Genomic DNA, 24,896 nt, shown 5'->3' with positions numbered 1-24,896 from the left:
GTGCGCCCGGCGGCGGTGTCGGCGGGGTGGTGGGGGGTGGGGCTGGGAGGATCCGGCGCCATGGGAGAAGTCGTACAAAAAGATAAAAACAGGGCGATGGATGTGAGGGGCGTCCGGGGCCCGGGGCCCGCACGACTGGCGCCGCTGAGGACCGTGTGCCCGGCCCGGCTCGGCGCCGCCCGGCTCGGCGTCACCGCCCTGGCCCTCGCCGCGGTGGCATCCCTCGCCTCCGCCTGCGGGACGCACGACCCGGCGGCCCGCCCGGCGTCCGGCCAGCAGCACCCGGAGCGGCTGAGCGCGGCGGACCGGGCGGCGAAGCAGCGGGCCGTGCGGCAGGCGCAGATCGCGGCGGCCCAGCGCTGGGGCCTGGCGCGCCCCCCGCTGGTGGCGCCCGCGCCCCCGGCCCAGAAGCCGGTGATCACCACCCGGGAGGGTTTCGAGGTCGAGGGCCATGAGGCGGAGGACCTGCCGCCGGTCTTCACCACGATCCCCACCAAGGAGAAGATCGTCTTCCTCACCATCGACGACGGGGCCGAGAAGGACCCGGACTTCCTGCGGATGATGACCGAACTGAAGGTGCCGTACACCGCCTTCCTCAGCGACTACCTGGTCAAGGAGGACTACGGCCACTTCAAGCAGATGCAGTCCCGGGGCGTCGCCCTGAACAACCACACCCTCGACCACCCCTACATGCCGGGCCTGTCCTACGAGGAGCAGAAGCAGCAGATCTGCGGCATGCAGAACGTGATCGAGAAGCGCTACGGCAAGCGCCCGCTGCTCTTCCGCCCGCCGTTCGGCAACTACAACAAGGACACCCTGGTCGCCGCCAAGGCGTGCGGGATCAGCTACGCGCCCCTGTGGAGCGAGGAGGTGTTCGTCGACCGCTGGGAGTACCGCGAGTGGGACCGCGATCTGCACCCCGGTGACATCGTCCTCAGCCACTTCCGGGGCACCGACGACTGGGAGGGCACCATGCCCGACATGATCAGGGTCTTCCTCGACAAGGTCACCGAGAAGGGCTACGCGGTCGCCCGCCTGGAGGACTACCTGTGAGGCACCGGCTGCTGGCCGCCGCGCTGCTGCTGCTGACCGTCTCGGCGGCCGGCTGCGGCCGGGGCCCCGGCCCGTCGGCCTGGGTGGAGTCGGCGGGCGGCGGCGGCGCGGGCACGGACGCCGCGGCCCCCGGAAACACCCCCCACGCCACCCGGTCCCCCGGGTCCCCCGGGTCCCCCGCGGTGCTGTCCCGCATCCCGACCCGGGACAAGGTGGTCTTCCTGACCTACGACGACGGCGCGGAGCGCGACCCGCGGTTCGTGGAGATGGTGCGGGAGCGGCGGCTGCCGGTCAGCCTGTTCCTGACGGACAGTGTGGCGGGCCCGGGGTACGGCCACTTCGCCCGCCTCCGCGCGGTCGGCGCCACCCTCCAGAACCACACCCTGGACCACGCCGCCCTGCGCGGCATGCCGTACGCCGGCCAGCGCGCCGAGATCTGCGGCCAGCAGAACAAGCTGAAATCCCGCTTCGGCATCCGCCCCGCCCTGCTGCGCCCGCCCTACGGCATGTACGACGGGACGACGCTCAGGGCGGCGCGGGACTGCGGCGTGACGGCGCTGATCCTCTGGCGGGTGACGGCGACCGACACCGACACCCACTTCACCGAGGGCCCGCACCGGCTGCTGCCCGGCGACATCATCTCCGTCACCCCCGACGAGACCCCGGGTCCGACCCTGGTCGCCCGCACCACCAGACTCCTCAAGGAGATCGAGGAGCAGGGGCTGCGGGTGGGCCGCCTGGAGGACTACGTCCGACCGGCTTCCGGCACCACGAATTAGCAGTCCGCTTGACCGAGTGCTAATCGCGGTCATAGTCTCGGGTCTGGCACTCCCCCCTGGAGAGTGCCAATACGCGACGGGCAGGTCCGGCACCCGCGACGACGGATCCACCTGGTCGCCACCTCAGACAGTTAACCCCGTGAGATCTCCGAAGGGGGAGGTCGGATCGTGACGACCGCCAGCTCCAAGGTTGCCATCAAGCCGCTTGAGGACCGCATCGTGGTCCAGCCGCTCGACGCCGAGCAGACCACGGCCTCCGGCCTGGTCATCCCGGACACCGCGAAGGAGAAGCCCCAGGAGGGCGTCGTCCTCGCCGTCGGTCCGGGCCGCTTCGAGAACGGCGAGCGCCTGCCGCTCGACGTCAAGACCGGCGACATCGTGCTGTACAGCAAGTACGGCGGCACCGAGGTGAAGTACAACGGCGAGGAGTACCTCGTCCTCTCGGCCCGCGACGTGCTCGCGATCATCGAGAAGTAGTTCCACCTCGTTCAGCTCAGAAGTTCTCCACTGCGCCCCTGGCAGCCCCCGCGACCATCACTCGACAGGGCGCCCGGGGCGCAGTGCCTTTTCCACCCCAGATTTCCGAGAGGGCTCACGCTGTCATGGCGAAGATCCTGAAGTTCGACGAGGACGCCCGTCGCGCCCTTGAGCGCGGCGTCAACAAGCTGGCCGACACGGTCAAGGTGACGATCGGCCCCAAGGGCCGCAACGTCGTCATCGACAAGAAGTTCGGCGCCCCCACCATCACCAACGACGGCGTGACCATCGCCCGCGAGGTCGAGGTCGAGGACCCGTACGAGAACCTCGGCGCGCAGTTGGTGAAGGAGGTGGCGACCAAGACCAACGACATCGCGGGTGACGGCACCACCACCGCCACCGTGCTGGCCCAGGCCCTGGTCCGCGAGGGCCTGAAGAACGTCGCCGCGGGTGCCTCCCCGGCCGCCCTGAAGAAGGGCATCGACGCGGCCGTCGCCGCCGTCTCCGCCGATCTGCTGGCGACCGCCCGGCCGATCGAGGAGAAGTCCGACATCGCCGCCGTGGCCGCGCTGTCCGCGCAGGACCAGCAGGTCGGCGAGCTGATCGCCGAGGCGATGGACAAGGTCGGCAAGGATGGTGTCATCACCGTCGAGGAGTCCAACACCTTCGGTCTGGAGCTGGACTTCACCGAGGGCATGGCCTTCGACAAGGGCTACCTGTCCCCGTACTTCGTGACGGACCAGGAGCGGATGGAAGCGGTCCTGGAGGACCCGTACATCCTGATCCACCAGGGCAAGATCGGTGCCATCGCCGACCTGCTGCCGCTGCTGGAGAAGATCATCCAGTCCAACGCCTCCAAGCCGCTGCTGATCATCGCCGAGGACGTCGAGGGCGAGGCGCTCTCCACCCTCGTCGTCAACAAGATCCGCGGCACCTTCAACGCCACCGCGGTGAAGGCCCCCGGCTTCGGCGACCGCCGCAAGGCGATGCTCCAGGACATGGCCGTCCTGACCGGTGCCACCGTCATCTCCGAGGAGGTCGGCCTCAAGCTCGACCAGGTCGGCACCGACATCCTCGGCACCGCCCGCCGCGTCACCGTCACCAAGGACGACACCACGATCGTCGACGGCGCCGGTGAGAAGTCCGAGGTCGAGGGCCGGATCGCGCAGATCAAGGCCGAGATCGAGAACACCGACTCCGACTGGGACCGCGAGAAGCTCCAGGAGCGCCTCGCGAAGCTGGCCGGCGGCGTGTGCGTGATCAAGGTCGGCGCCGCCACCGAGGTGGAGCTGAAGGAGAAGAAGCACCGTCTGGAGGACGCCATCTCCGCGACCCGCGCCGCGGTCGAGGAGGGCATCGTCTCCGGCGGTGGCTCCGCCCTCGTCCACGCCGTGAAGGTCCTGGAGGACAACCTCGGCAAGACCGGCGACGAGGCCACCGGCGTCACCGTGGTCCGCAAGGCCGCCGTCGAGCCGCTGCGCTGGATCGCCGAGAACGCCGGCCTGGAGGGCTACGTCATCACCTCCAAGGTCGCCGAGCTGGAGAAGGGCCAGGGCTTCAACGCCGCCACCGGCGAGTACGGCGACCTGGTCAAGGCCGGCGTCATCGACCCGGTCAAGGTCACCCGCTCCGCCCTGGAGAACGCGGCGTCCATCGCCTCCCTCCTCCTGACGACCGAGACCCTGGTCGTCGAGAAGAAGGAAGAGGAGGAGGCCCCGGCGGGCGGCCACTCCCACGGCCACTCGCACTGACGACGCACCGCACGCCCACCGGAGGCCCGGTACCCCGCGAGGGGTACCGGGCCTCCGTGCCGTGCACGACGCCTGCCGCGACCACCGTCCGCACGGCCTCCCCGGCCTCCCCGGCCCCCACCGGCGCCCCTACCGAGGCCCGTACCTCCGCCCCGTCCGCGAGCTGATCCCCCCGAGCACCCCCCGCGGCACCAGCTTCGCCGCCCCCATCAGCGCCTTGTAGCGCGGGTCGGGAATGGACACCGACCTGCCGCGGGCCAGATCGGTGAGCGCCTCGGCGACGACCTTGTCGGCGTCCAGCCACATCCACCCGGGGATGTTGTCCGTGCCCATCCCCGCCCGCTCGTGGAACTCGGTGCGCACGAAACCGGGGCACAGCGCCATCAGCCGCACCCCGCTGCCGGCCAGATCCCGCGCCGCGCCCTGCGTGAACTGCACCACCCACGCCTTGGACGCCCCGTACGTCCCGCGCGGGACGAAGGCCGCGACCGAGGCCACGTTCACCACCCCGCCCCGGCCCCGCGCCCGCATCGACTCCGCCGCCGCCGAGGTCAGCCGGAGCACCGCCTCGCAGTGCACCTTGAGCATCCGCAGCTCATCGGCCATCGGTACGTCGAGATAGCGGCCCTTGTTGCCGAAACCGGCGTTGTTCACCAGCAGGTCCACCGGGTTCCTGCGGTCGCCGAGCCGGGCCGCGACCGCCTCGATACCGGTGTCCTCGGCGAGGTCGGCGCGCAGCACCTCCGCCTCGATGCCGTGCCGGTCGTGCAGTTCGGTCGCCTGCTCGCGCAGCCGCTCGTCGTCCCGTGCCACCAGGACGAGGTCATGCCCGTCGGCGGCCAGCCGGCGGGCGAAAGCGGCACCGATGCCCGCCGTCGATCCCGTAATCAGAGCCCTTGTCATGGCGCAAGGTTAGTGACCCGCGCCACTTTCCGCGGACGCCGGGAGCCCGTTCCCGGCCCTCGGGCCGGAGGCTTGTCCGACGGTATGTCAAGAGGCGTATTTCGCCAGGTACTTGTCCATCAGCCCGACCGACTCCGGATGGAGGGCCGCCCGCGCGGGCCCCAGCTCCGGCAGCAGGTCCCGCCGGGTGGTCTTCGCCCGGAACTCCAGCGCGACCGTCACCCCGTGGTCCGGCCGGTGCACGATCTCCACCGCATCGCCCGCCCGGACCTCCCCCGGCTCGATCACCCGCAGATACGCCCCCGGCGCCGCCCGCTCGGTGAACCGCCGCACCCAGCGCTCCTCACCCACATGCCCCTGGAACGTCCGGCACGGCACCCGCCCGCTGGTCACCTCCAGCAGCAGTTCCGGCCCCACCCGCCAGCGCTCCCCGATCAGCGCGCCAGAGACCTCGACGCCCAGGGTGGTCAGATTCTCGCCGAACGCCCCGTCCGCCAGCTCCCGGCCCAGCTCCTCCTGCCAGGCGTCGAGATCCTCGCGGGCCATCGCGTACACCGCCTGGTCGTCGCCGCCGTGGTGGCGCAGGGAGCAGATGGTGTCCCCGGCCAGCCCGCTGCCGCCGGTCCCCTTCGGCCCGGGTGCCGTCACCCGCACCGGCCCGGCCACCGGCCGCTTGTCGATCCCGGTCACGCCCTCGGGATGATCGGTGTACGGCACGGCCCGCGCCCGGCCCACATTCACTGACAAAAGCTTCATGACCTCACGGTATGCCCACCCCAGGTCAAAGTCACCGCCTATTATCCGGCGCTCGCCCCAAGGCCCGCTTATGCTCGAAGGATGATCGAGGCCCGCCATCTCCGCGTTCTGCGTGCCGTCGCCACCACCGGGTCCTTCTCGGCGGCGGGGCGCGAGCTGGGCTGTACCCAGCCCGCCGTCAGCCAGCAGATGAAGGCCCTGGAGTCCTCCGTCGGCACCCCGCTGCTGGTGCGCAGCGGGCGCGAGATGCGGCTGACCCAGGCGGGCGAGGCCCTGGTCCGGCACGCGTCGGGCATCCTCGCCGGGCTCACGGCCGCCGAGGAGGAGGTCGCCGCCATCGCGGGGCTGCGGGCCGGGCGGGTCCGGCTGGTCTCCTTCCCCAGCGGCAGTTCCGCCCTGGTCCCCGCCGCGCTGGCCGCCCTGCGCGCCGCCCACCCCGGCACCCGGGTCTCCCTGGAGGAGGCCGAACCGCCGCGCTCGGTGGAACTGCTCCGCGAGGGCGACTGCGATGTGGCCCTCGCCTTCCGCTACGAGGGAGCCACCTCCGCCGAGGCCGCCGCCGAATGGGACGACCTGGTCGTCCGGCCGCTGCTGCGGGACCGGCTCGTCGCCCTGGTGCCCGAGCGGCACCGGCTGGCCCGCACCGGGTCCGTCGCCATCGGCGACCTCGCCGGTGAGCCGTGGATCGCGGGCTGTCCCCGCTGCCGGGGACAACTGGTCGAGGTCTGCGAGAGCGCGGGCTTCGCCCCCCGCATCGACTTCGCCACCGACGACTACCCGGCGGTCGTCGCCCTGGTCGGCGCCGGTCTGGGCGTGGCCGTCCTCCCACAGCTCGCGGTGGAGTCGGTCCGGCCGCGCGGCGCGCGCACGGTGACCCTGGAACCGGCGGTCCGGCGGGAGATCGTCGCCCTGACCCTGCCCGACCTGGCCCAGGTCCCGGCGGTCGCGGCGACCCTGGACGAACTGGAACGGGCGGCGGCCCGCCTCCTGCCCCCACCTTCTTAGAGCCCTCCTGCCCCCGCCTTCTTAGAGCCCCCTGGGCCCGTCCCGGAACCCCCCGCCCACGCAAGGAAGGGCACGACAACGCGTGCCCGGCGGTGCGGTGATGTTGCAGAAACGTTACTTCGATGACCCGGCGGCTTCAGCGGCCTCAGTGACGGGACGCGGCGCGGCCACCGCCCGTGGTCGTCGCGCTCGCCGGTACCAGCCGGTTGCGCGCCCGCCCCATCAGCTCCTCGCGCTCGTCCTCGGTGAGCCCGCCCCACACGCCGTACGGCTCACGCACCGCGAGCGCGTGCGCCGCGCACTCCGCGCGGACCGGGCACCTCATGCAGACCTCCTTGGCCGAGTTCTCACGGGCGCTCCGTGCCGCACCGCGCTCACCCTCCGGATGGAAGAAGAGCGAGCTGTCCACCCCGCGGCAGGCAGCCAGCAACTGCCAGTCCCACAGGTCCGCGTTCGGTCCGGGAAGGCGGGAGAAATCTGCCATTACGTGACCCCTTGTAGCGGTTTCGAGCGGATACGGTGCCCACGACCGTACAACTACGATCTAAGGAGATGAAAATATGACCACTTGCGAATCTAGCCTCAGACACCAGCAAAAGGGAAGAAAATGGGCTAAATGGGGCATAGCTTGTGACGAAACCTTGAGGGTCCGTTGCGCATGTCTGCACTGTGTCCGCTCACTCACGTAGAGTGCCGGAGACGGCGTACGGCCCCGTAACTCTTTCGAGTGACCGTCGTTGAGAGTGCGGAGGCGGTTGAAAACACATGTGCTCGGGCAAGCGTCCGAGACGGTCGACCGCACAGGTGACGATACGTACCAGCCTGGAGGCTCAAGGTGACGCGCATCAGTTCCGGAGGGCGGCCATGACTTCCGTCCTCGTCTGCGACGACTCCCCGCTTGCCCGAGAGGCGCTCCGCCGCGCGGTCGCGACCGTGCCCGGTGTAGAGCGTGTGACGACAGCGGCCAACGGCGAGGAAGTCCTCCGCCGCTGGGGCGCCGATCGCTCGGACCTGATTCTGATGGACGTACGCATGCCCGGACTGGGCGGCGTCGAGACCGTACGGCGGCTGCTGTCCGCCGACCCCGGAGCACGCATCATCATGCTCACCGTCGCCGAGGACCTCGACGGAGTGGCCCTCGCGGTCGCCGCCGGGGCCCGCGGCTATCTGCACAAGGACGCCTCGCGCGCCGAACTGCGGGCCACGGTGACACAGGCGCTCGCCGACCCCACCTGGCGACTGGCCCCGCGCCGGCTGCGCTCCGCCGAGATGGGCGCCGCGCCCACCCTCACCGCGCGGGAGATCCAGGTACTGGAGGGCATGAGCCATGGCCGCTCCAACGCCGAGATCGGCCGCGAGCTGTTCCTCTCCGAGGACACGGTGAAGACCCACGCGCGCCGCCTCTTCAAGAAGCTGGGCGCGTCCGACCGCGCCCACGCCGTCGCGCTGGGCTTCCGCTGGGGGCTGGTCCGCTAGGACCCGCCGTGCCACATGGTCGAGGCGGGAAGCGTGTCGCCGACCGGGCCGTGAGCGTCGTCCCACCCCGTCCGCCGTGCGGCGGACGGGGGGTGGTGCGGCGGTCCCGAGGACGCCCGCTGCTCGTTTCGCCGCCGATGCCGCATCCTTGAGGGTGTGGAGTTCCTCGGGGACGAGTCGGTCGAGCGGAAGGGGAGGGCGCAGGGGATGAGTTCCGGCGCACCTGCTCATAACGCTTCGGTGCACAACCACCAAGGCGGTGCCACGGAGGCGACAGCGCCAAGGCACCATGGTCCGATGCGTGACGACGAGGCGGGCACCCCCCCAGGGGCGATCGGTGCGCTCGTCCATCGCGCCGTCGACGGGGACGAGCAGGCCACGCACGACCTGCTCGCCCATGTCCACCCCCTCGCGCTGCGCTACTGCCGCACCCGGCTCTCCCGGCTCCCGGGCGACGCCCGGCACTTCGTGGAGGATCTGGCGCAGGAGGTGTGCGTCGCCGTCCTGCTCGCCCTGCCCCGCTACCGCGACACGGGCCGCCCCTTCGAGGCGTTCGTCTTCGCCATCGCCGCGCACAAGGTCGCCGACCTCCAGCGCGCCGCCATGCGCCACCCCGGGTCCACGGCCGTCCCGTCCGACGAGATGCCCGAGCGCCCCGATGACTCCCTCGGCCCCGAGGAGCGCGCCCTGCTCAGCAGTGACGCCGAGTGGGCCAAGAAACTCCTCGCCAACCTCCCCGAGAACCAGCGTGAGCTGCTGCTGCTCCGGATCGCCGTGGGCTTGACGGCGGAGGAGACGGGGCAGATGTTGGGAATGTCACCGGGCGCCGTCCGGGTGGCCCAGCACCGGGCGCTGAGCCGCCTGAGAGCCCTGGCGGAGCAGTAGAGCAGCAGAGCAGGAGAGCAGGCGAGACCCGGAGCACCGGCCGGACGGCTTCCGCGGACACCGCCGGACCCCCGCCGAGCCGGATCCCGTACGAACATACGAAGCCGAGGGCGGCCCGGGACCGTGGAATTCGAGCCCCCCGCTTCCCGTTAGCATGGACATCCGCACCGAGCAAGGCCATATGGGGAAGGTGTCATGACTGCCAACGTCGACGGAGTGCCCGGAAAGTTCGCGACACTCGGGCTGACCTACGACGACGTGCTGCTGCTGCCGGGCCCGTCGGACATGGCTCCCGACGAGATCGACACCGCCTCGCATGTCTCCCGGAACGTGCGGGTGAACATCCCGCTGCTGTCCGCCGCCATGGACAAGGTCACCGAATCGCGGATGGCGATCTCGATGGCCCGCCAGGGCGGCGTCGGCGTCCTGCACCGCAATCTCTCCATCGAGGACCAGGCCAACCAGGTCGACCTGGTGAAGCGGTCCGAGTCCGGCATGGTCACCGACCCGATCACCATCCACCCGGACGCCACCCTCGCCGAGGCCGACGCGCTCTGCGCCAAGTTCCGCATCAGCGGCGTCCCGGTCACCGACGGCGACAAGCGGCTGCTCGGCATCGTCACCAACCGTGACATGGCCTTCGAGACCGACCGGACCCGCCGGGTGCGCGAGGTCATGACGCCGATGCCGCTGGTCACCGGCAAGGTCGGCATCTCCGGGGTGGACGCCATGGAGCTGCTGCGCCGCCACAAGATCGAGAAGCTGCCGCTGGTCGACGACGGCGGGATCCTCAAGGGCCTGATCACGGTCAAGGACTTCGTCAAGGCCGAGCAGTACCCGAACGCCGCGAAGGACTCCGAGGGGCGGCTGCTGGTCGGTGCCGCGGTCGGCGTCGCCGGGGACTCCTTCGAGCGGGCCCAGGCGCTGATCGACGCGGGCGTCGACTTCATCGTGGTCGACACCGCCCACGGCCACTCCCGGCTGGTCGGCGACATGGTCGCCAAGATCAAGTCGAACTCCTCCGGCGTCGATGTCATCGGCGGCAATGTCGCCACCCGCGACGGCGCCCAGTCCCTGATCGACTCCGGGGTCGACGGCATCAAGGTCGGCGTCGGACCCGGCTCGATCTGTACCACCCGCGTGGTCGCCGGCGTCGGCGTCCCGCAGGTCACCGCCATCTACGAGGCGGCCCTCGCCGCCAAGGCGGCCGGTATCCCGGTCATCGGCGACGGCGGCCTCCAGTACTCCGGCGACATCGCGAAGGCCCTGGTCGCGGGCGCCGACACGGTGATGCTGGGCTCCCTGCTCGCGGGCTGCGAGGAATCGCCGGGCGAGCTGCTCTTCATCAACGGCAAGCAGTTCAAGTCGTACCGAGGGATGGGCTCGCTCGGGGCCATGCAGACCCGCGGCGAGCGCAAGTCCTTCTCCAAGGACCGCTACTTCCAGGAGGGCGTCGCCTCCGACGAGCAGCTCGTCCCCGAGGGCATCGAGGGCCAGGTCCCCTACCGCGGCCCCCTCGCCTCCGTCGTCCACCAGCTCGTCGGCGGCCTGCGCCAGTCGATGTTCTACGTCGGCGGCCGGACCGTCCCGGACCTCCAGGAGAACGGCCGGTTCGTCCGGATCACCTCCGCCGGACTCAAGGAGAGCCACCCGCACGACATCCAGATGACGGTCGAGGCACCCAACTACAGCCGCAAGTAGTCACCACAGCCGCGCGTAGTCACCGGCTCACCGGCGAGGGCGGCCCCGGCAGGCTCCGGGGCCGCCCTCGCCGTGCCCGTCGGTGATACTGGAAGGCGCTGCAACGCATCAGGGAAAGGCCACACACGTGACTGAGATCGAGATCGGGCGCGGCAAGCGCGGGCGCCGGGCGTACGCCTTCGACGACATCGCCGTCGTCCCCAGCCGCCGTACGCGCGACCCGAAGGAGGTCTCGATCGCCTGGCAGATCGACGCCTACCGCTTCGAGCTGCCCTTCCTGGCCGCCCCCATGGACTCGGTCGTCTCCCCGGCCACCGCCATCCGCATCGGCGAGCTGGGCGGCGTCGGCGTCCTCAACCTCGAAGGGCTCTGGACCCGCTACGAGGACCCGCAGCCCCTGCTGGACGAGATCGCCGAGCTGCCCGCCGAGGCCGCCACCCGGCGCATCCAGGAGATCTACGCCGCCCCCATCAAGGAAGAGCTGATCGGCGCGCGCATCAAGGAGGTGCGCGACGCGGGCGTGGTCACCGCCGCCGCGCTCTCCCCGCAGCGCACGGCCCAGTTCTCCAAGGCCGTCGTCGACGCGGGCGTCGACCTGTTCGTCATTCGCGGTACGACGGTCTCCGCCGAGCACGTCTCCTCCTCGCACGAGCCGCTCAACCTGAAGCAGTTCATCTACGAACTCGACGTCCCGGTGATCGTCGGCGGCTGCGCCACCTACACCGCCGCCCTCCACCTGATGCGCACCGGCGCGGCCGGCGTCCTGGTCGGCTTCGGCGGCGGCGCCGCGCACACCACCCGCAATGTCCTCGGCATCCAGGTCCCCATGGCCACGGCGGTCGCCGACGTCGCCGCCGCCCGCCGCGACTACATGGACGAGTCCGGCGGCCGGTACGTCCATGTCATCGCCGACGGCGGGGTCGGCTGGTCCGGCGACCTGCCCAAGGCCATCGCCTGCGGCGCGGACTCGGTGATGATGGGCTCGCCGCTCGCCCGCGCGACCGACGCGCCGGGCAAGGGCCACCACTGGGGCATGGAGGCGGTCAACGCCGAGCTGCCGCGCGGCCAGAAGGTCGACCTCGGCACGGTCGGCACGATCGAGGAGATCCTCACCGGCCCGTCCCACATTCCCGACGGCTCGATGAATTTCTTCGGCGCGCTGAAGCGGGCGATGGCCACGACGGGCTACAGCGAGCTGAAGGAATTCCAGCGGGTGGAGGTCACCGTGGCGGATTCACAGCATCGGCGGTAGGCGCTCGTATTCGCAGGGATTACGCATTACGCACGGGGGACGGCTGACGTCGTCTCCGGAGAAGGCCCGGACCTTATTGGTCCGGGCCTTTTGTTGTGCGGGGGGATTCCGGGGCGGGTGGTGACGGGGGCGTGCGGTGCGCGCCGGGGGCGCGCGGTGGTGTTCAGCGGGTTTCTGGGCCGAACGGGCTAATCGGGGCGATAACTTTCCTGTGTGGCGCCCCAGTTGTGTGGGACGCCCCCTTCCAAGGATGTGATCCGGACCCCGGCCCCTCGGGGCCCGGCCCGATATCCAGCGGACCGCCTACCGGGCTAATGGGCGGCATCGTGGAAGGGGGCGTCCATGGGACGTCACCGCAGGCCCACCCGTTGGGACCGGATCCGGCTCGCGCTGGTGAAGTGCCGAAGGAGGTGGATCTTGCGGATTTTCGGATGGTGAGCGGCCCGCCCCCACACACACTAGGGGCGGACACTCTGTGATCCATCCAGGAGCCTGCCGCAGTGGCCACTGCGGTGGGCTCCACCTGCTTCGGATGGTGAGCGGCCGCCCCCATACGCACTAGGGGCGGACACTCCGCGAACCAACCAGGAGCCTGCCGCAGAAGCCACTGCGGTGGGCTCCACCTCTCCCCACGGTACTGGCCGCATCCCCCGTATGCCACCAATCCCTCCCGCCCCGTGCCCCCGCGCGCCCCTTGTTCACAACCTGTGCGCCGCCCCCGTCGGGGTCGCTCCCCGGGTGTCGAGGAGGAGTTGGGCCTTCACCGACAGGCCCTGGAGGTCGTAGGTGCGGTGCTGCTGGAGGAGGATCGTGAGGTCGGCGGCGGCTGCGGCCTCGTAGAGGGAGTCGGCGCGGGGGACGGGGCGGTCCAGGACGTTCCAGGACGCGATGTGGGGGTCGTGGTAGCTCACGGCGGCGCCGAGTTCCATCAGACGGATGGCGATCTCATGGGCCGGGGTGCCCTGCTGGTCGGCGAGGTCGGGCTTGTAGGTGACGCCGAGGAGCAGGACGCGGGCGCCGCGGGCGGACTTGCCGTGCTCGTTGAGCAGGGTGGCGGCGCGCTGGACGACGTAGCGGGGCATCTGCTCGTTGACGTCGCGGGCCAGTTCGACCAGGCGCAGGCCGCGGCCCGAGGGGCCGGTGAGGGCCTGGGGGGCGGTGTGGCCGCCGACGCCGGGGCCGGGGCGGAAGGCATGGAAGCCGTGGGGCTTGGTCTCGGCGCAGCGGATGACGTCCCAGAGGTCGACGCCGAGGTCGTGGCAGAGGACGGCCATCTCGTTGACGAGGGCGATGTTGACGTGCCGGAAGTTGGTCTCCAGGAGCTGGACCGTCTCGGCCTCGCGCAGGCCCCGCGCGCGGACCACCTTGTCCGTGAGGCGGCTGTAGAAGGCGGCGGCGGACTCGGTGCAGGCGGGGGTGAGGCCGCCGATGACCTTGGGGGTGGTGGCGGGGGTGGCGTCGCGGTTGCCGGGGTCGACCCGGCTGGGGGAGTAGGCGAGGTGGAAGTCGCGGCCCGCGCGCAGGCCCGAACCGGCCTCCAAGAGGGGGCGCAGAAACGTCTCGGTGGTGCCGGGGGGGACCGGTGACTCCAGGATGACCGTGGTGTGCGGGCGCAGCCGGGCGGCGAGGATGCGGGCGGCGCTCTCGACCTGGGTGAGGTCGGGCTCGCCGTCGGCGCCCCGCGGGGTGGGCGCGCAGATCACGGCGTAGCGGACGCGGCCCAGCTCGGCGGGGGCGGGGGCCTGGCGGTAGCCGTCGGCGAGCATCCGGCGCATGTCGGCGGGGCTGAGGCCGCCGGTGCCGGGCCCGGTGGGGTAGCCGACGGTGGGGATGCCTGCGGTGACGGCGGCCTGGGCCAGGGGGAGGCCGAGCGCGCCGAGTCCGATGACGGCGAGATCTGCGGGCATGGCGTGAGCCGTCCTTCCCGGGGGCCGAAACGAGTGGCGGGTACTAGCAGGGGTGGGGCCGGTGCGCAAGCCCTGTGGACAGAACGGGGCAGCGCAATGTCAGACTAGGAGTAAATATGACCGAAATACGGCATTGCCTCCTTGTGTCGCCGGGCAGGACGCCCGTTCCGGCGAGCGGCTCGCGTTGCGCGGGCGGGCAGGTTGTCCACAGGCTGGAGGTGTGTGCTGGCCGGAGTCGGGCAGGACGGTCAGAATCTGGGCAGGGGGAATTTCGGACGGAGCCCTGCCCGACTGGCACGGCGGCGCGACCGACGAGCGGGAGGCAGTGGTGAGGACAGCGACACTGGGGCCGGAGCAGCGTGCGGAGTCCCTGGCAGCGATGGCCGAGCGGGAACTGGACGTGCTGGTCGTGGGCGGCGGCGTGGTCGGCGCGGGCACCGCGCTGGACGCCGTCACCCGAGGGCTCGCCACCGGTCTGGTGGAGGCCCGCGACTGGGCGTCCGGCACCTCCAGCAGGTCCAGCAAGCTGATCCACGGCGGGCTGCGCTATCTGGAGATGCTGGACTTCACGCTGGTGCGCGAGGCCCTCAAGGAGCGCGGCCTGCTGCTGGAGCGCCTCGCCCCGCACCTGGTCAAACCGGTGCCGTTCCTGTACCCGCTCCAGCACACCGGCTGGGAGCGCCTCTACGCGGGCTCGGGCGTCGCCCTCTACGACGCCATGTCGATGGCCCGGGGCCATGGCCGGGGGCTCCCCCTGCACCGCCATCTGACCCGCCGTCATGCCCTGCGCGTCGCCCCCTGCCTGAAGAAGGACGCCCTGGTGGGGGCGTTGCAGTACTACGACGCCCAGATGGACGACGCCCGCTATGTGGCCACCCTGATCCGGACGGCGGCGGCCTACGGCGCGAAGGTCGCCAACCGCGCGCGGGTGACGGGTTTCCTGCGCGAGGGCGAGCGGGTCGTGGGCGCCCGGGTGCAGGACGTCGAGGGCGGCGGCGAGTACGAGATCCACGCCAAGCAGATCGTCAACGCCACCGGGGTGTGGACCGACGACACCCAGGCGATGGTCGGCGAGCGCGGCCAGTTCCACGTCCGCGCCTCCAAGGGCATCCATCTGGTCGTCCCCAAGGACCGGGTCAGCTCCACCTCCGGGCTGATCCTGCGCACCGAGAAGTCCGTGCTGTTCGTCATCCCCTGGGGGCGGCACTGGATCATCGGCACCACCGACACCGACTGGGACCTCGACAAGGCCCACCCCGCCGCCTCCAGCGCCGACATCGACTATCTGCTGGAGCACGTCAACTCGGTCCTCGCCGTCCCGCTGACCCGCGACGACGTCGAAGGGGTCTACGCCGGGCTGCGCCCGCTGCTGGCCGGCGAGTCCGACGCCACCAGCAAGCTCTCGCGCGAGCACACCGTGGCCCACCCGGCGCCCGGCCTGGTGGTGGTGGCGGGCGGCAAGTACACGACGTACCGGGTGATGGCCAAGGACGCCGTCGACGAGGCCGCGCGCGGGCTGGACATGCGGGTCGCCGACTGTGTCACCGAGGACATCCCCCTGATCGGCGCGGAGGGCTACCGGGCGCTGTGGAACGCGCGGGCGCGGATCGCCGCCCGGACCGGCATCCATGTGGTGCGCGTCGAGCATCTGCTCAACCGGTACGGGTCGCTGGCCGAGGAGGTCCTCGAACTCATCGCCGCCGACTCCTCCCTGGGCGAGCCCCTCAAGTACGCCGACGACTATCTGCGCGCGGAAATCGTCTACGCCGCCTCGCACGAGGGCGCCCGGCATCTGGACGACGTCCTGACCCGCCGCACCCGTATCTCGATCGAGACCTTCGACCGGGGCACCCGCAGCGCCCGGGAGGCCGCGGAGTTGATGGCACCGGTGCTCACCTGGGACAAGGACCAGGTCGAGCGCGAGGTCGAGCACTACGAGAAGCGGGTGGAGGCCGAACGGGAGTCCCAGCTCCAGCCCGACGACCTGACGGCGGACGCGGCCCGGCTGGGGGCACCGGACATCGTGCCGCGCTGACGGTCCGTGCCGCGCTGACGGTCCGTGGGGCGGGTGGGGCGAGGCGGATGCGGTGGGGTGGGCCGGTGGGCGAGGTGTCCCGCATGTCACTCGAACGGGTGTAGTGATTCGGGATCTCTGTTCGGGGGCGGTTCGTTCATCGGGTGTCGGGCGGTGTGCGGGCCGCATTCCGGTGGTGGGGGAGGGAGGGACTCCTGCGGGGGTCGGCGAAGGACACCCGGGGCGTTGAGCACTTGTCGGGTGAGAGACAATGGAGGCTCTGTCAGGGCGGGTTGCATGAGGGGACGCATGTCGGACGCGGAGCGAGCGGGGGCACCCCGACAGGACCAGAGCGCACGTCTCCTCGCCGGGCGGTACAGGCTGGGCGGTGTACTCGGCCGGGGCGGTATGGGCACAGTCTGGCGGGCCGAGGACGAGACGCTGGGGCGGACGGTCGCCGTCAAGGAGCTGCGGTTCCCCTCCAGCATCGACGAGGAGGAGAAGCGCCGCCTCATCACCCGTACCCTGCGCGAGGCCAAGGCCATCGCCCGGATCCGGAACACCAGCGCGGTCACGGTCTTCGATGTCGTCCAGGAGGACGACCGGCCCTGGATCGTGATGGAGCTGGTCGAGGGCAAGTCCCTGGCCGAGGTGATCCGTGAGGACGGGCTGCTGGAGCCCCGGCGCGCGGCCGAGGTGGGCCTCGCGATCCTGGACGTGCTGCGCTCGGCGCACCGCGAAGGCATCCTGCACCGCGATGTGAAGCCGTCCAACGTACTGATCGCCGAGGACGGCCGGGTCGTCCTCACCGACTTCGGGATCGCCCAGGTCGAGGGCGACCCCTCCATCACCTCGACCGGCATGCTCGTCGGCGCCCCCTCCTACATCTCCCCGGAGCGCGCCCGGGGCCACAAGCCCGGCCCGGCCGCCGACCTCTGGTCGCTCGGCGGACTGCTCTACGCGGCCGTCGAAGGCGCCCCGCCCTACGACAAGGGCTCCGCCATCGCCACGCTCACCGCGGTGATGACCGAGCCCCTGGAGGAGCCGAAGAACGCCGGGGCGCTGGCCGACGTCATCCGGGGTCTCCTCAACAAGGACCCCGCCAAGCGGCTCGACGACACCAGGGCGCGGGCCGGGCTCCAGGCCGTGATCCAGGCGCCCGAGCCGGGCGAAGCGGCCGACGCCACCAAGGTGGTGCCGCTCCCGCCCCAGCCCGACCGGCGTGCGGAGCAGGGCCGTCCGGGGACCAAGAAGGCCGGTGAACCGGCGGCGAAGCGGCGCGGATCACTCCTCTCCGGACGCAAGGGCGCGGCGGGCGCGGCTGCTGCCGGTGCCGCTGGTGCCGCTGCGGCGGTGGGTACGGGCGCGGGTGCGGGTGCTGCTACGGGTACTGGTACGCAGGGTGGTGGTGGCGCGCGGGAGAGCGCGGCCTCGGTGACGAGCGGGATGCCGACGGGCACCAAGGGCGGTGGCTCGGCGGGTGCGGGCGCGGCTGCTGGGGGTGCCGGGGCGGGGGCGTCTTCGCCGAGTGTCTCTGCCGGGTCCGGTCCCGGTTCCGGTTCCGGTTCTGGGTCCGGCGGTTCGGGTTCTTCGTCCGGAGGGTCCGCCGCCGCCTCCGGTTCCACCCCGTCCTCCCTGTCCTCCCCTTCCTCCTCGTCCTCTTCTTCCCCCTCCTCGTCCTCGAACGGTGGGCAGGCGGGGCGGAGTCCGTCCGGGTGGCCCGTGGTGCCGCCGCCGGATCTGCCCGCGCGGCCGGCGCCCAAGGCGTCCCTCACCGATGTGGTGCCGAAGCGGACGCTGATCCTCATCGCCGTGGTCGCGGCGCTGGCGGTGCTCGGCGTGGTGCTGACCATCGCGTTCGCCGGGAACGACGAGTCGGACGCCGGGTCCGGGGGCGGTGCGAAGGCCGACTCCAGTGCCTCGGCGAGCGCCGACACCCGGTCCGACGAGAGCGGTGGCACCGACCCCGACAGCCGGGCCACCGACCCGGCGACCGGGAGCGGTTCGCCCGCCGCGGGCGGTGGCGGCGCCCAGCCGGACGACGACGAGCAGTCGGACGACGCCTCCGACGAAGCCGGTGAGGAGACGGAAGGCGCGTCGCCCGGCGCCGACAGCGGGGCGGCCACGAACTACGAGGGCCAGCAGGGCTACTCGATCGGGCTGCCCGAGGGCTGGAAGTACTCGTCCTCCGACGCCGCGGGCGACCGCTTCACCGGCCCCGACGGCCAGCGGCTGCTGATCGGCTGGACCTCGACGCCCAAGGACGACCCGGTGGCGGACTGGAAGAACCAGGAACGCTCGATGACCCGCGCGCAGTACGAGCGCGTCCGAATAGCCGCGGTGGACTACCGCGGCTGGAACACGGCCGACTGGGAGTTCACCTACTCCGACCGCGGGACCAAGTACCGCACGATCGACCGGGGATTCGTCGTGGACGACGACCAGGGCTACGCGCTGATGTACACCGCGAAGGCGGCGAATTGGGGCGACAGTGAACGCGCCGACACCTGGCGGACCCTGACGGAGAGTTTCGAACCCAAGCCGTGAGCGGGTGGGAGCCGGGGGCCCAAAGCGGGTAGGGACGATGAGATGTCCCATCCTTCCATGCGAATTGCCTCTGGCACGTATCGTGAGTGCTTGCGAACCGTACGCATCCGGAACGGGACGCCTGACGAACGGAATTGACCGACCCGGAAGGGACCGGCCCGGACGCCCGGGGGAGGCAACGTGGACGACTACGCGGGGCGGGTGCTCGCCGACCGCTACCGCCTGCCGCTGCCGCCCTCCGACGAGTACGAACTCGCCGAGAGCCGCGCCTTCGACACCTACAGCGGACAGGAAGTGCTGGTACGGCAGGTGCCGTTGCCGGAGGTCGTCGAGGCGGAGGTGCTCGACGCGGAGGGGCTGCCCGAGGGATTCACCGCGCGCGGCGGCCCCGGACGCAGGCCGCCTGGCCGCGGCGCGAGTACGCGCAGGCCGGTCGATCCGGCCGTACGGCGGGCTGTCGAGGCGGCGCAGGCCGCGGCGCGGATTCCCGACCATCCCCGGCTCGACCAGGTATTCGACGTGTTCGCCGAGGGCGGGTCGCTGTGGATAGTCAGTGAACTGGTACCGGCCCGGCCGCTCGCCGCGTTGCTGGCCGAGCAGCCGCTGACCCCCTACCGCGCCGCCGAGGTCGCCTCGGATGTGCTGATGGCGCTCAAGGTGCTGCACGCCCATGGCTGGGTGCACCGCAACGTCACCGCGCGCACGGTGCTGGTCTGCGACGACGGCCGGGTCATGCTGACCGGCCTCGCGGTCGGCGCGGCGGAGGAGGCGCTGTGCGGGTACGACCCGGTGCCGCCGCCGGAGGGCGATGACGGAGGGCCCGGTGGACCCGGGGTGCCGTCCGGCGGGGCGGGTGTGCCGGGGACATTTGCCAGTGGCTCCGGGGGTGCGGCCGGTGGGGCGCCGCCGCTCGGGCAGGGGCGGGCCGGGGCGCCGGGCGGCGCCCTGCCACCCGCGGGGCACTCGGCATCCGCGGGGCACACGGGCGGGCTCGCCGGGGATCCCGAGGCCGCGCGGCGGGCCGCGATCGAGGCGCGGGCGGCCGGTGGGCTGCCGGTGGCCGGGGGCGAGCGGGCAGCCGGGAGTCCGGCGGTGCCGGCCCGGCGGGCGCCGGAGGACGGCGGGGACATCAGGGCGGCGCGGGCCGGGGCCATCGCCGCGTACCGCGCGGGCGCGCGGGCGGCGGCCCGGGTGCAGGAGACGCAGGGCGGCCGGACGGCGCTGCCCGGAGCCCGTCCGGCGCCGGAGAGCGAGCAGCCGTCCGGGCCGCCCGGACAGATCGCCGATCCCTATGGGGTGCGGGACGCCGGGCGCCAGGTCGGGCCGGGGCCCGCGGCGGCCGGGGCGCTGCCGCCCGCTGCGCCTCGTGGCCAGGGCCCGTCTGCCGGGTATGGCCCATCCGCCGGGCACGGCGGTGGATACGGGGCGGGTGCCCCCGCCCAAGGAGTCCCGGGCCAGGGGTTCACGGCTCAGGGAATGCCCGGCCAGGGAGTCCCGGGCCAGGGAGCCGCGGGCCAAGGAGTCCCGGCCCCCGGAATGCCCGCCCCCGGAATGCCCGCTCCCGGAACCACCGCCCCCGGAGTAGTGGCGCATGGAATGCCCGCCCCCGGAATGCCCGGCCCCGGAGCCACCGGCCCTGAAGTAGTGCCGCACGGCGTGCCCGCCCAGGGTGGGCCCGCGTCGGTCGAGGTGTCGGGGGCGCGGGGTGCGGGGTCCGGCCGGTGGGACGAACCGGACGTCGGGGTGCGGCCCGTGCGGCGGGGGCCCGCGACCGCGCTGGCCGCCGAGCGGGCCCGGCAGGCGCGGATGGCCGTGGTCGGACCGGTGACCGAGCGCTGGGCGCCGGAGCAGGCCGGGCCGGTGCACGAGAACTGGCAGTTGGCCGCGCCGATCGGTCCCGCGACCGATCTGTGGGCGCTGGGCGCGCTGCTCTTCCGCTCCGTGCAGGGGCACGCGCCCTATCCGGAGGAGTCGACGGCCGAGCTGGTGCAGATGGTGTGCGGGGAGCCGCCCGCCTTCGCCGAGGAGTGCGGGCCGCTGCGGCCCGTCGTGGAGTCGCTGCTGCGCCAGGACCCCACCGAGCGGATCGACTTCGAGGAACTGCGGGGCTGGCTGCGTTCGCTGGTGCGTTCGGCGCCCGAGCCGGAGGCCGGGGTGCATGTGGTGGCGGCGCCCCCCGCCGGGACCGGCCGGCTGCCGGTGGTGCGCCGCCGGGGCGAGCTGGTGCGCCGGCGCAAGGCCGGGCTCCCGGCGACCCACGGGCGGCACAAGCGGGGCCGGGAGGAGAACCGGGCACCCCGCCGACTCGGCCGCACCCTGCTCGTCCTGGTGCTGCTGGCGATGGCGGGGGCCATCGCGTACGCGGCGCTGTTCCTGCCGAAGGCCGGCGAGGAGGGGCAGAACGGCGCGAGCGGCACCGACCGGACCGGCGCGGCCGGCGGGGTGAGCGAGGAGTCCGCGCGGCCGGACGCCAGCAGCGAACCGCGCCCCGACCAGACGACACCCGGCGGCGAGGGCGAGGACACCGAGGGGTCCACCGGATCGGGATCCACCGGATCGGCGGAGACGCAGACCGCCGGACCGGACGTCGCCGACGGATTCACCCTGCGCAACGACCCGGAGGGCTTCCGGGTGGCCGTCGCCAACGGCTGGGACCGCACCCCGGAGAACGGACGCGGGCAAGTGGTCTACACGGAGGGTTCCTTCGAGCTGATCCTGGTCCCCGGGCGGGACTCGGCCGCCGAGTTCGGCTCGGACCCCATGGAGTACCAGCGCGAGCGTGAGCCGGAGCTCCAGCCGTACCGCGATTCGACCTGGGCCGTCGCCACCGGGCTGAAGTCGATAGAGGTGGGCGGGCGGAGCATGGCCGAGGGGCAGTTCACCTGGACCGGGGACGACGACCGGGAGCTGTTCGTGCGCAATCTCGCCATCCTGGTCGACGGCCGCTACCACGTGGTGCAGGTGCGCGGCCCGGAGGCCGAGCGCGACGAGGTGACCCGGCTGTACGAACAGGCGGCGGCGACCTACCAGGTGACGGGCTGACGCCTCTCCCCGGGCCCGACCCGACGTTATGCCGGGCCGGTTCACTCCGGTCACGGAAAGCGACAACCGTCACAGTGCTGTCTCCGTGGCCACCCACCGGTTCCGCGCGGCCGGAGCGGTCCTTACGCTGACTCTGTCAAGAGCATTGCGGGGGAACGTGAATCAGATGCAGGGCCTGCTCCTGGGGGACCGCTACCGGCTGACCGACGCCATCGGCAGGGGAGGCATGGGGCGGGTGTGGCGCGCCCATGACGAAGTGCTCCACCGGATGGTCGCCATCAAGGAACTGACGGCCGCTCTCTATGTCTCCGACAGCGACCAGTCGGTCCTGCTGGCGCGCACCCGGGCCGAGGCGCGGGCGGCGGCCAGGATCAACCACTCGGCCGTGGTCACCGTCCACGACGTCCTCGAACACGACGGCCGGCCGTGGATCGTGATGGAACTGGTCGAGGGCGGTTCGCTCGCCGACGCGGTGAAGGAGAACGGCCGGATCGCACCGGCCGAGGCGGCCCGGATCGGGCTGTGGGTGCTGCGGGCCCTGCGCGCCGCGCACACCGCCGGGGTGCTGCACCGCGATGTGAAACCGGGCAATGTCCTGCTCGCGCGCGACGGCCGGGTGCTGCTCACCGACTTCGGGATCGCGCAGATAGAGGGCGACAGCACCATCACCCGGACCGGCGAGGTCGTCGGTTCCGTCGACTATCTCGCCCCCGAGCGGGTACGGGGCCACGATCCCGGGCCGTCCGCCGACCTCTGGGCCCTCGGGGCGACCCTGTACACGGCGGTGGAGGGACTCTCGCCGTTCCGCCGCACCTCGCCGCTGGGCACCATGCAGGCGGTGGTCGAGGAGGAACCCGAGCCGCCGCGCAACGCCGGGGTGCTCGGCCCCGTCATCGCCGCGCTGCTGCGCAAGGATCCGGCCGACCGGCCCGGCACCGCCGAGACCGAGCAGCTCCTCGCGGAGGCCGCGGAGGGGCGCCGTCCGCGCGAGGCGCAGGCGTATGTGCCGACCCTGCTGAACCCGGCGGGCACGACGGCCCTCGACGCGGGGCGGATACCGGCGCCGGTACCGGCGCCCGCGGCGGCGCATCCGTCCGGGACCGGGCCGACCTCCGTCGCGCCCCCGGCGCGGTCCGTCCCGCCGCGCCGGCAGCGCCGGCTGCGCACCCTGGCGCTGGTGATCGCGGTCGCCGCCCTGGTCGGCGGCGGCACCGCCGTGGTGGTGGAGCAGCGGTACGGCGACGAGAGCGGCGGCGGGGCGTCCGGCTCCTCGGCGCCGGCCGACGACCCGGCGGCGGGCGGCGGTCCGGCGACCGGTGACGCCCCCGCGACCGGCGACGACCCGGGGAGCGGCGAGGAACCCTTGCAGGACCTCCTCCCCGGCCGGACCCCGTCGCCCACCGACAACGGGCAGGACCTGGGCGCGGTGCCGGAGGGCTGGGCGACGGTCTCCGACCCGATCGGGTTCGGGCTGGCGCTGCCGCGGGGCTGGGAGCGCCAGGAACCGAGCGTCTCCGGCGATCTCCAGCAGGTCGACTACACCCCGGACGGCGGACGCTACTTCCTGCGCGTGGCCGTCGACAGCTCGCCCGACTACTCCGACCCCTACGCGCATCTGGCCGACCTCGACCAGCAGCTCGGGGACCGGCTGGTGGACTACCGGCGCACCGCGCTGGACCGCAACACCTACCGGGACCGGCCCGGCGCCCGCTGGGAGTACGCCTGGACGGCGCTGGCCAAGGACACCGCGTTCCCGGGCGCGTACCGGGCGGTGGACCAGATGTACCTGGCCCGGAACGGCGTCGAGTACGCCCTCTATCTGGCCGCCCCGGCGGACGAGTGGGACACGGCCCTCGCGGAGTTCGAGACGATCCTGCGGAGTTGGACCGAGCCCGGGGCGCAGCAGGGCTGACCGGGCCCAGCAGGGTTGACCCGGGGCTGACAGGGGGCCGTTGGGCCATCGGTGGGGGCGGGATTCGGTCGCGTCCGGGGATCGGGTTTCGCGGGGTGATCCCCCGGTGCCTCACGGTAGTTGTCCCTTCGGACCCCCGCTGACGTGCCAGGACGGGCGTCGGTTGTCGGCCACCTGGGCGCCCGGGGGTCGGAAGCGGTGGCTCCGGGTCGGGCATCATGGGGCGCATGGGGACCGAGCGCGCGGATGGCCGTGTGATCGCGGGCCGCTACCGGCTGGAGGGTCTCCTCGGGCGGGGCGGTATGGGGGTCGTCTGGCGGGCCACCGACCAACTGCTCGGCCGTCTGGTCGCGGTCAAGGAACTCACCCTCGACACCTCCTCCCTCTCGCCCGACCGGGCCCGGTCGCAGCGCGAGCGGATTCTGCGCGAGGCCCGCACGGTCGCCCGGCTCCATCATCCGCATCTGATCGTCGTCCATGACGTGGTGGAGCACGAGGAACGGCCCTTCCTCGTCATGGAGCTGATCGCGGGCGGCTCGCTCGCCGACCGGGTCGCGGCGGACGGTCCCGTCGACCCGCGCGAGGCCGCCCGGATCGGCATCGCGCTGCTGGGCGCGCTCGGCACCGCCCACGCGGCGGGGGTGCTGCACCGCGACCTCAAACCCGCCAACGTCCTCATCGAGTCCGGCACCGGGCGGGTGGTGCTCACCGACTTCGGGGTGGCCCGGGTCTCCGGGGCCTCCACGCTCACCGAGAGCGGCACCTTCGTCGGATCGCCCGAGTACACCGCGCCGGAGCGGATCTCGGGGACCGGCACCGGACCGGCGTCCGATCTGTGGTCGCTGGGCGCGCTGCTGTGCGCGGCGATGAGCGGCGACTCGCCGTTCCAGCGGGCCTCAGTAGGCGGCACCCTCAATGCGGTGGCCTCCGGCGAGATCCGGCTGCCGGCCGAGGCGGGCCCGCTGCTGCCCGTCGTACGGCGGCTGCTGGAGCGGGATCCGGAACGGCGGCTGGACGCGGCCGGGGCCGAGCGGATGCTGCGGGTCTTCCTGGACACCGGCCGGGCCGAACGGCGTCGCTGGGACCGGCTGCTGTCCCGGCGCCGCAGCCTGCTGGCCGCCGCGCTGCTGGTGGCGGCGCTGATCGGGGCCGGGGTGTCGGCGGCGCTGCTGGCGGCGGGGGACGCGGACGGGGACGGGAAGCCGGGCGGGCGGCCGAGCGGCGGGGTGAGCACACCGGCGAACCCGTCCGCAAGTCCCTCCGCAAGCCCCTCCGCCGGTCCGTCCGGTAGTCCGTCCGTCGGTCCGTCCGGTAGTCCGTCCGCCGGTCCGTCCGTCGGTCCGTCCTTGGGTACGGCGACCGGGGGCGTGCTGCCGTAAGGGGGCGGGGGCGGCGCATCGCCATAAAAGGGAGATAAGTTGCGGCCTTGGTCACGG

Annotated in this window: 18 protein-coding genes; 14 read left to right on the top strand and 4 right to left on the bottom strand. The window is 72.5% G+C overall.

Annotation, left to right across the window (positions count from 1 at the left end; all coding sequences use genetic code 11):
* Positions 1-96 precede the first annotated feature (96 nt).
* The 4 genes from AB0O01_RS12595 to groL all read left to right on the top strand — a co-directional run bounded on the left by AB0O01_RS12595 (position 97) and on the right by groL (position 4,060).
* Positions 97-1,053 carry a polysaccharide deacetylase family protein gene (locus tag AB0O01_RS12595; protein WP_365312775.1) on the top strand — a complete coding sequence of 319 codons (957 nt, stop codon included), beginning with the start codon at positions 97-99 and terminating at the stop codon, positions 1,051-1,053.
* Entirely contained in the window at positions 1,050-1,832 is a 783-nt protein-coding gene (locus AB0O01_RS12590) for a polysaccharide deacetylase family protein (RefSeq protein WP_365312773.1), read from the top strand. The genes AB0O01_RS12595 and AB0O01_RS12590 overlap by 4 nt, the downstream gene beginning before the upstream one ends.
* 168 nt (positions 1,833-2,000) lie before the next feature.
* Positions 2,001-2,309, top strand: coding sequence for a co-chaperone GroES (groES, locus tag AB0O01_RS12585; protein ID WP_055493212.1), 309 nt, complete (start codon positions 2,001-2,003; stop codon positions 2,307-2,309).
* Positions 2,310-2,434: 125 nt separating this feature from the next.
* Complete coding sequence (gene groL / locus AB0O01_RS12580; protein WP_365312771.1) at positions 2,435-4,060, top strand: chaperonin GroEL; 1,626 nt, start codon at positions 2,435-2,437, stop codon at positions 4,058-4,060.
* A 129-nt stretch (positions 4,061-4,189) separates the two neighbouring features.
* On the opposite strand, the gene AB0O01_RS12575 is transcribed toward groL, so the two are convergent.
* Both AB0O01_RS12575 and AB0O01_RS12570 read right to left on the bottom strand, forming a co-directional pair.
* Positions 4,190-4,963, bottom strand: a complete 774-nt coding sequence (locus tag AB0O01_RS12575; protein WP_365312770.1) for an SDR family oxidoreductase — start codon at positions 4,961-4,963, stop codon at positions 4,190-4,192.
* Positions 4,964-5,050: 87 nt separating this feature from the next.
* Positions 5,051-5,719: an MOSC domain-containing protein gene (locus AB0O01_RS12570; RefSeq protein ID WP_365312769.1), complete on the bottom strand. Its 669-nt coding sequence runs from the start codon at positions 5,717-5,719 to the stop codon at positions 5,051-5,053.
* Positions 5,720-5,800: 81 nt separating this feature from the next.
* Here AB0O01_RS12570 and AB0O01_RS12565 point away from each other — a divergent pair, with 81 nt between their 5' ends.
* Complete coding sequence (locus AB0O01_RS12565; protein ID WP_365312767.1) at positions 5,801-6,724, top strand: LysR family transcriptional regulator; 924 nt, start codon at positions 5,801-5,803, stop codon at positions 6,722-6,724.
* 145 nt (positions 6,725-6,869) lie between these two features.
* On the opposite strand, the gene AB0O01_RS12560 is transcribed toward AB0O01_RS12565, so the two are convergent.
* On the bottom strand, positions 6,870-7,208 hold the full coding sequence (locus AB0O01_RS12560) for a WhiB family transcriptional regulator (RefSeq protein ID WP_365312766.1): 339 nt from the start codon (positions 7,206-7,208) through the stop codon (positions 6,870-6,872).
* 380 nt (positions 7,209-7,588) lie between these two features.
* Between AB0O01_RS12560 and AB0O01_RS12555 the strand changes: the two genes are divergently transcribed.
* The 4 genes from AB0O01_RS12555 (at position 7,589) to AB0O01_RS12540 (ending at position 12,038) form a co-directional block, all read left to right on the top strand.
* A complete protein-coding gene (locus tag AB0O01_RS12555; RefSeq protein ID WP_003948568.1) occupies positions 7,589-8,200 on the top strand; it encodes a response regulator transcription factor in 612 nt (203 codons plus the stop codon).
* Between the two features lie 297 nt (positions 8,201-8,497).
* A complete protein-coding gene (locus AB0O01_RS12550; protein WP_365312765.1) occupies positions 8,498-9,085 on the top strand; it encodes a sigma-70 family RNA polymerase sigma factor in 588 nt (195 codons plus the stop codon).
* Positions 9,086-9,280: 195 nt separating this feature from the next.
* Complete coding sequence (gene guaB, locus AB0O01_RS12545; protein WP_365312763.1) at positions 9,281-10,786, top strand: IMP dehydrogenase; 1,506 nt, start codon at positions 9,281-9,283, stop codon at positions 10,784-10,786.
* Between the two features lie 127 nt (positions 10,787-10,913).
* A complete protein-coding gene (locus tag AB0O01_RS12540; protein WP_365312761.1) occupies positions 10,914-12,038 on the top strand; it encodes a GuaB3 family IMP dehydrogenase-related protein in 1,125 nt (374 codons plus the stop codon).
* A 698-nt stretch (positions 12,039-12,736) separates the two neighbouring features.
* Here AB0O01_RS12540 and AB0O01_RS12535 read toward each other — a convergent pair.
* Positions 12,737-13,945, bottom strand: a complete 1,209-nt coding sequence (locus AB0O01_RS12535; protein ID WP_365312759.1) for a nucleotide sugar dehydrogenase — start codon at positions 13,943-13,945, stop codon at positions 12,737-12,739.
* A 328-nt stretch (positions 13,946-14,273) separates the two neighbouring features.
* Here AB0O01_RS12535 and AB0O01_RS12530 point away from each other — a divergent pair, with 328 nt between their 5' ends.
* From AB0O01_RS12530 to AB0O01_RS12510, 5 genes are all read left to right on the top strand, one after another.
* Complete coding sequence (locus AB0O01_RS12530) at positions 14,274-15,980, top strand: glycerol-3-phosphate dehydrogenase/oxidase (protein WP_365312757.1); 1,707 nt, start codon at positions 14,274-14,276, stop codon at positions 15,978-15,980.
* A 288-nt stretch (positions 15,981-16,268) separates the two neighbouring features.
* Positions 16,269-18,506, top strand: a complete 2,238-nt coding sequence (locus AB0O01_RS12525) for a serine/threonine-protein kinase (protein ID WP_365312755.1) — start codon at positions 16,269-16,271, stop codon at positions 18,504-18,506.
* A 180-nt stretch (positions 18,507-18,686) separates the two neighbouring features.
* Complete coding sequence (locus tag AB0O01_RS12520) at positions 18,687-21,548, top strand: protein kinase (protein ID WP_365312753.1); 2,862 nt, start codon at positions 18,687-18,689, stop codon at positions 21,546-21,548.
* Positions 21,549-21,714: 166 nt separating this feature from the next.
* Positions 21,715-23,460 carry a serine/threonine-protein kinase gene (locus AB0O01_RS12515; protein ID WP_365312751.1) on the top strand — a complete coding sequence of 582 codons (1,746 nt, stop codon included), beginning with the start codon at positions 21,715-21,717 and terminating at the stop codon, positions 23,458-23,460.
* A 227-nt stretch (positions 23,461-23,687) separates the two neighbouring features.
* The gene (locus AB0O01_RS12510) at positions 23,688-24,839 is read left to right on the top strand and encodes a serine/threonine-protein kinase (protein WP_365312749.1); all 1,152 of its coding nucleotides are present in this window, start codon (positions 23,688-23,690) and stop codon (positions 24,837-24,839) included.
* Positions 24,840-24,896 lie beyond the last annotated feature (57 nt).

The organism is Streptomyces sp. NPDC093252 (assembly GCF_040683675.1).
GTDB lineage: Bacteria > Actinomycetota > Actinomycetes > Streptomycetales > Streptomycetaceae > Streptomyces.
The sequence above is the reverse complement of the archived record's forward strand: the minus strand, read 5'-3'. Positions and strand labels throughout refer to the sequence as shown.

Bases quoted from the DNA above. Each gene is read 5' to 3' on its own strand.
- AB0O01_RS12595 (WP_365312775.1), top strand. From the start codon at position 97: ATGGATGTGAGGGGCGTCCGGGGCCCGGGGCCCGCACGACTGGCGCCG.
- groL (WP_365312771.1), top strand. From the start codon at position 2,435: ATGGCGAAGATCCTGAAGTTCGACGAGGACGCCCGTCGCGCCCTTGAG.
- AB0O01_RS12575 (WP_365312770.1), bottom strand. From the start codon at position 4,963: ATGACAAGGGCTCTGATTACGGGATCGACGGCGGGCATCGGTGCCGCT.
- AB0O01_RS12570 (WP_365312769.1), bottom strand. From the start codon at position 5,719: ATGAAGCTTTTGTCAGTGAATGTGGGCCGGGCGCGGGCCGTGCCGTAC.
- AB0O01_RS12565 (WP_365312767.1), top strand. From the start codon at position 5,801: ATGATCGAGGCCCGCCATCTCCGCGTTCTGCGTGCCGTCGCCACCACC.
- AB0O01_RS12560 (WP_365312766.1), bottom strand. From the start codon at position 7,208: ATGGCAGATTTCTCCCGCCTTCCCGGACCGAACGCGGACCTGTGGGAC.
- AB0O01_RS12555 (WP_003948568.1), top strand. From the start codon at position 7,589: ATGACTTCCGTCCTCGTCTGCGACGACTCCCCGCTTGCCCGAGAGGCG.
- AB0O01_RS12550 (WP_365312765.1), top strand. From the start codon at position 8,498: ATGCGTGACGACGAGGCGGGCACCCCCCCAGGGGCGATCGGTGCGCTC.
- guaB (WP_365312763.1), top strand. From the start codon at position 9,281: ATGACTGCCAACGTCGACGGAGTGCCCGGAAAGTTCGCGACACTCGGG.
- AB0O01_RS12535 (WP_365312759.1), bottom strand. From the start codon at position 13,945: ATGCCCGCAGATCTCGCCGTCATCGGACTCGGCGCGCTCGGCCTCCCC.
- AB0O01_RS12525 (WP_365312755.1), top strand. From the start codon at position 16,269: ATGTCGGACGCGGAGCGAGCGGGGGCACCCCGACAGGACCAGAGCGCA.
- AB0O01_RS12515 (WP_365312751.1), top strand. From the start codon at position 21,715: ATGCAGGGCCTGCTCCTGGGGGACCGCTACCGGCTGACCGACGCCATC.
- AB0O01_RS12510 (WP_365312749.1), top strand. From the start codon at position 23,688: ATGGGGACCGAGCGCGCGGATGGCCGTGTGATCGCGGGCCGCTACCGG.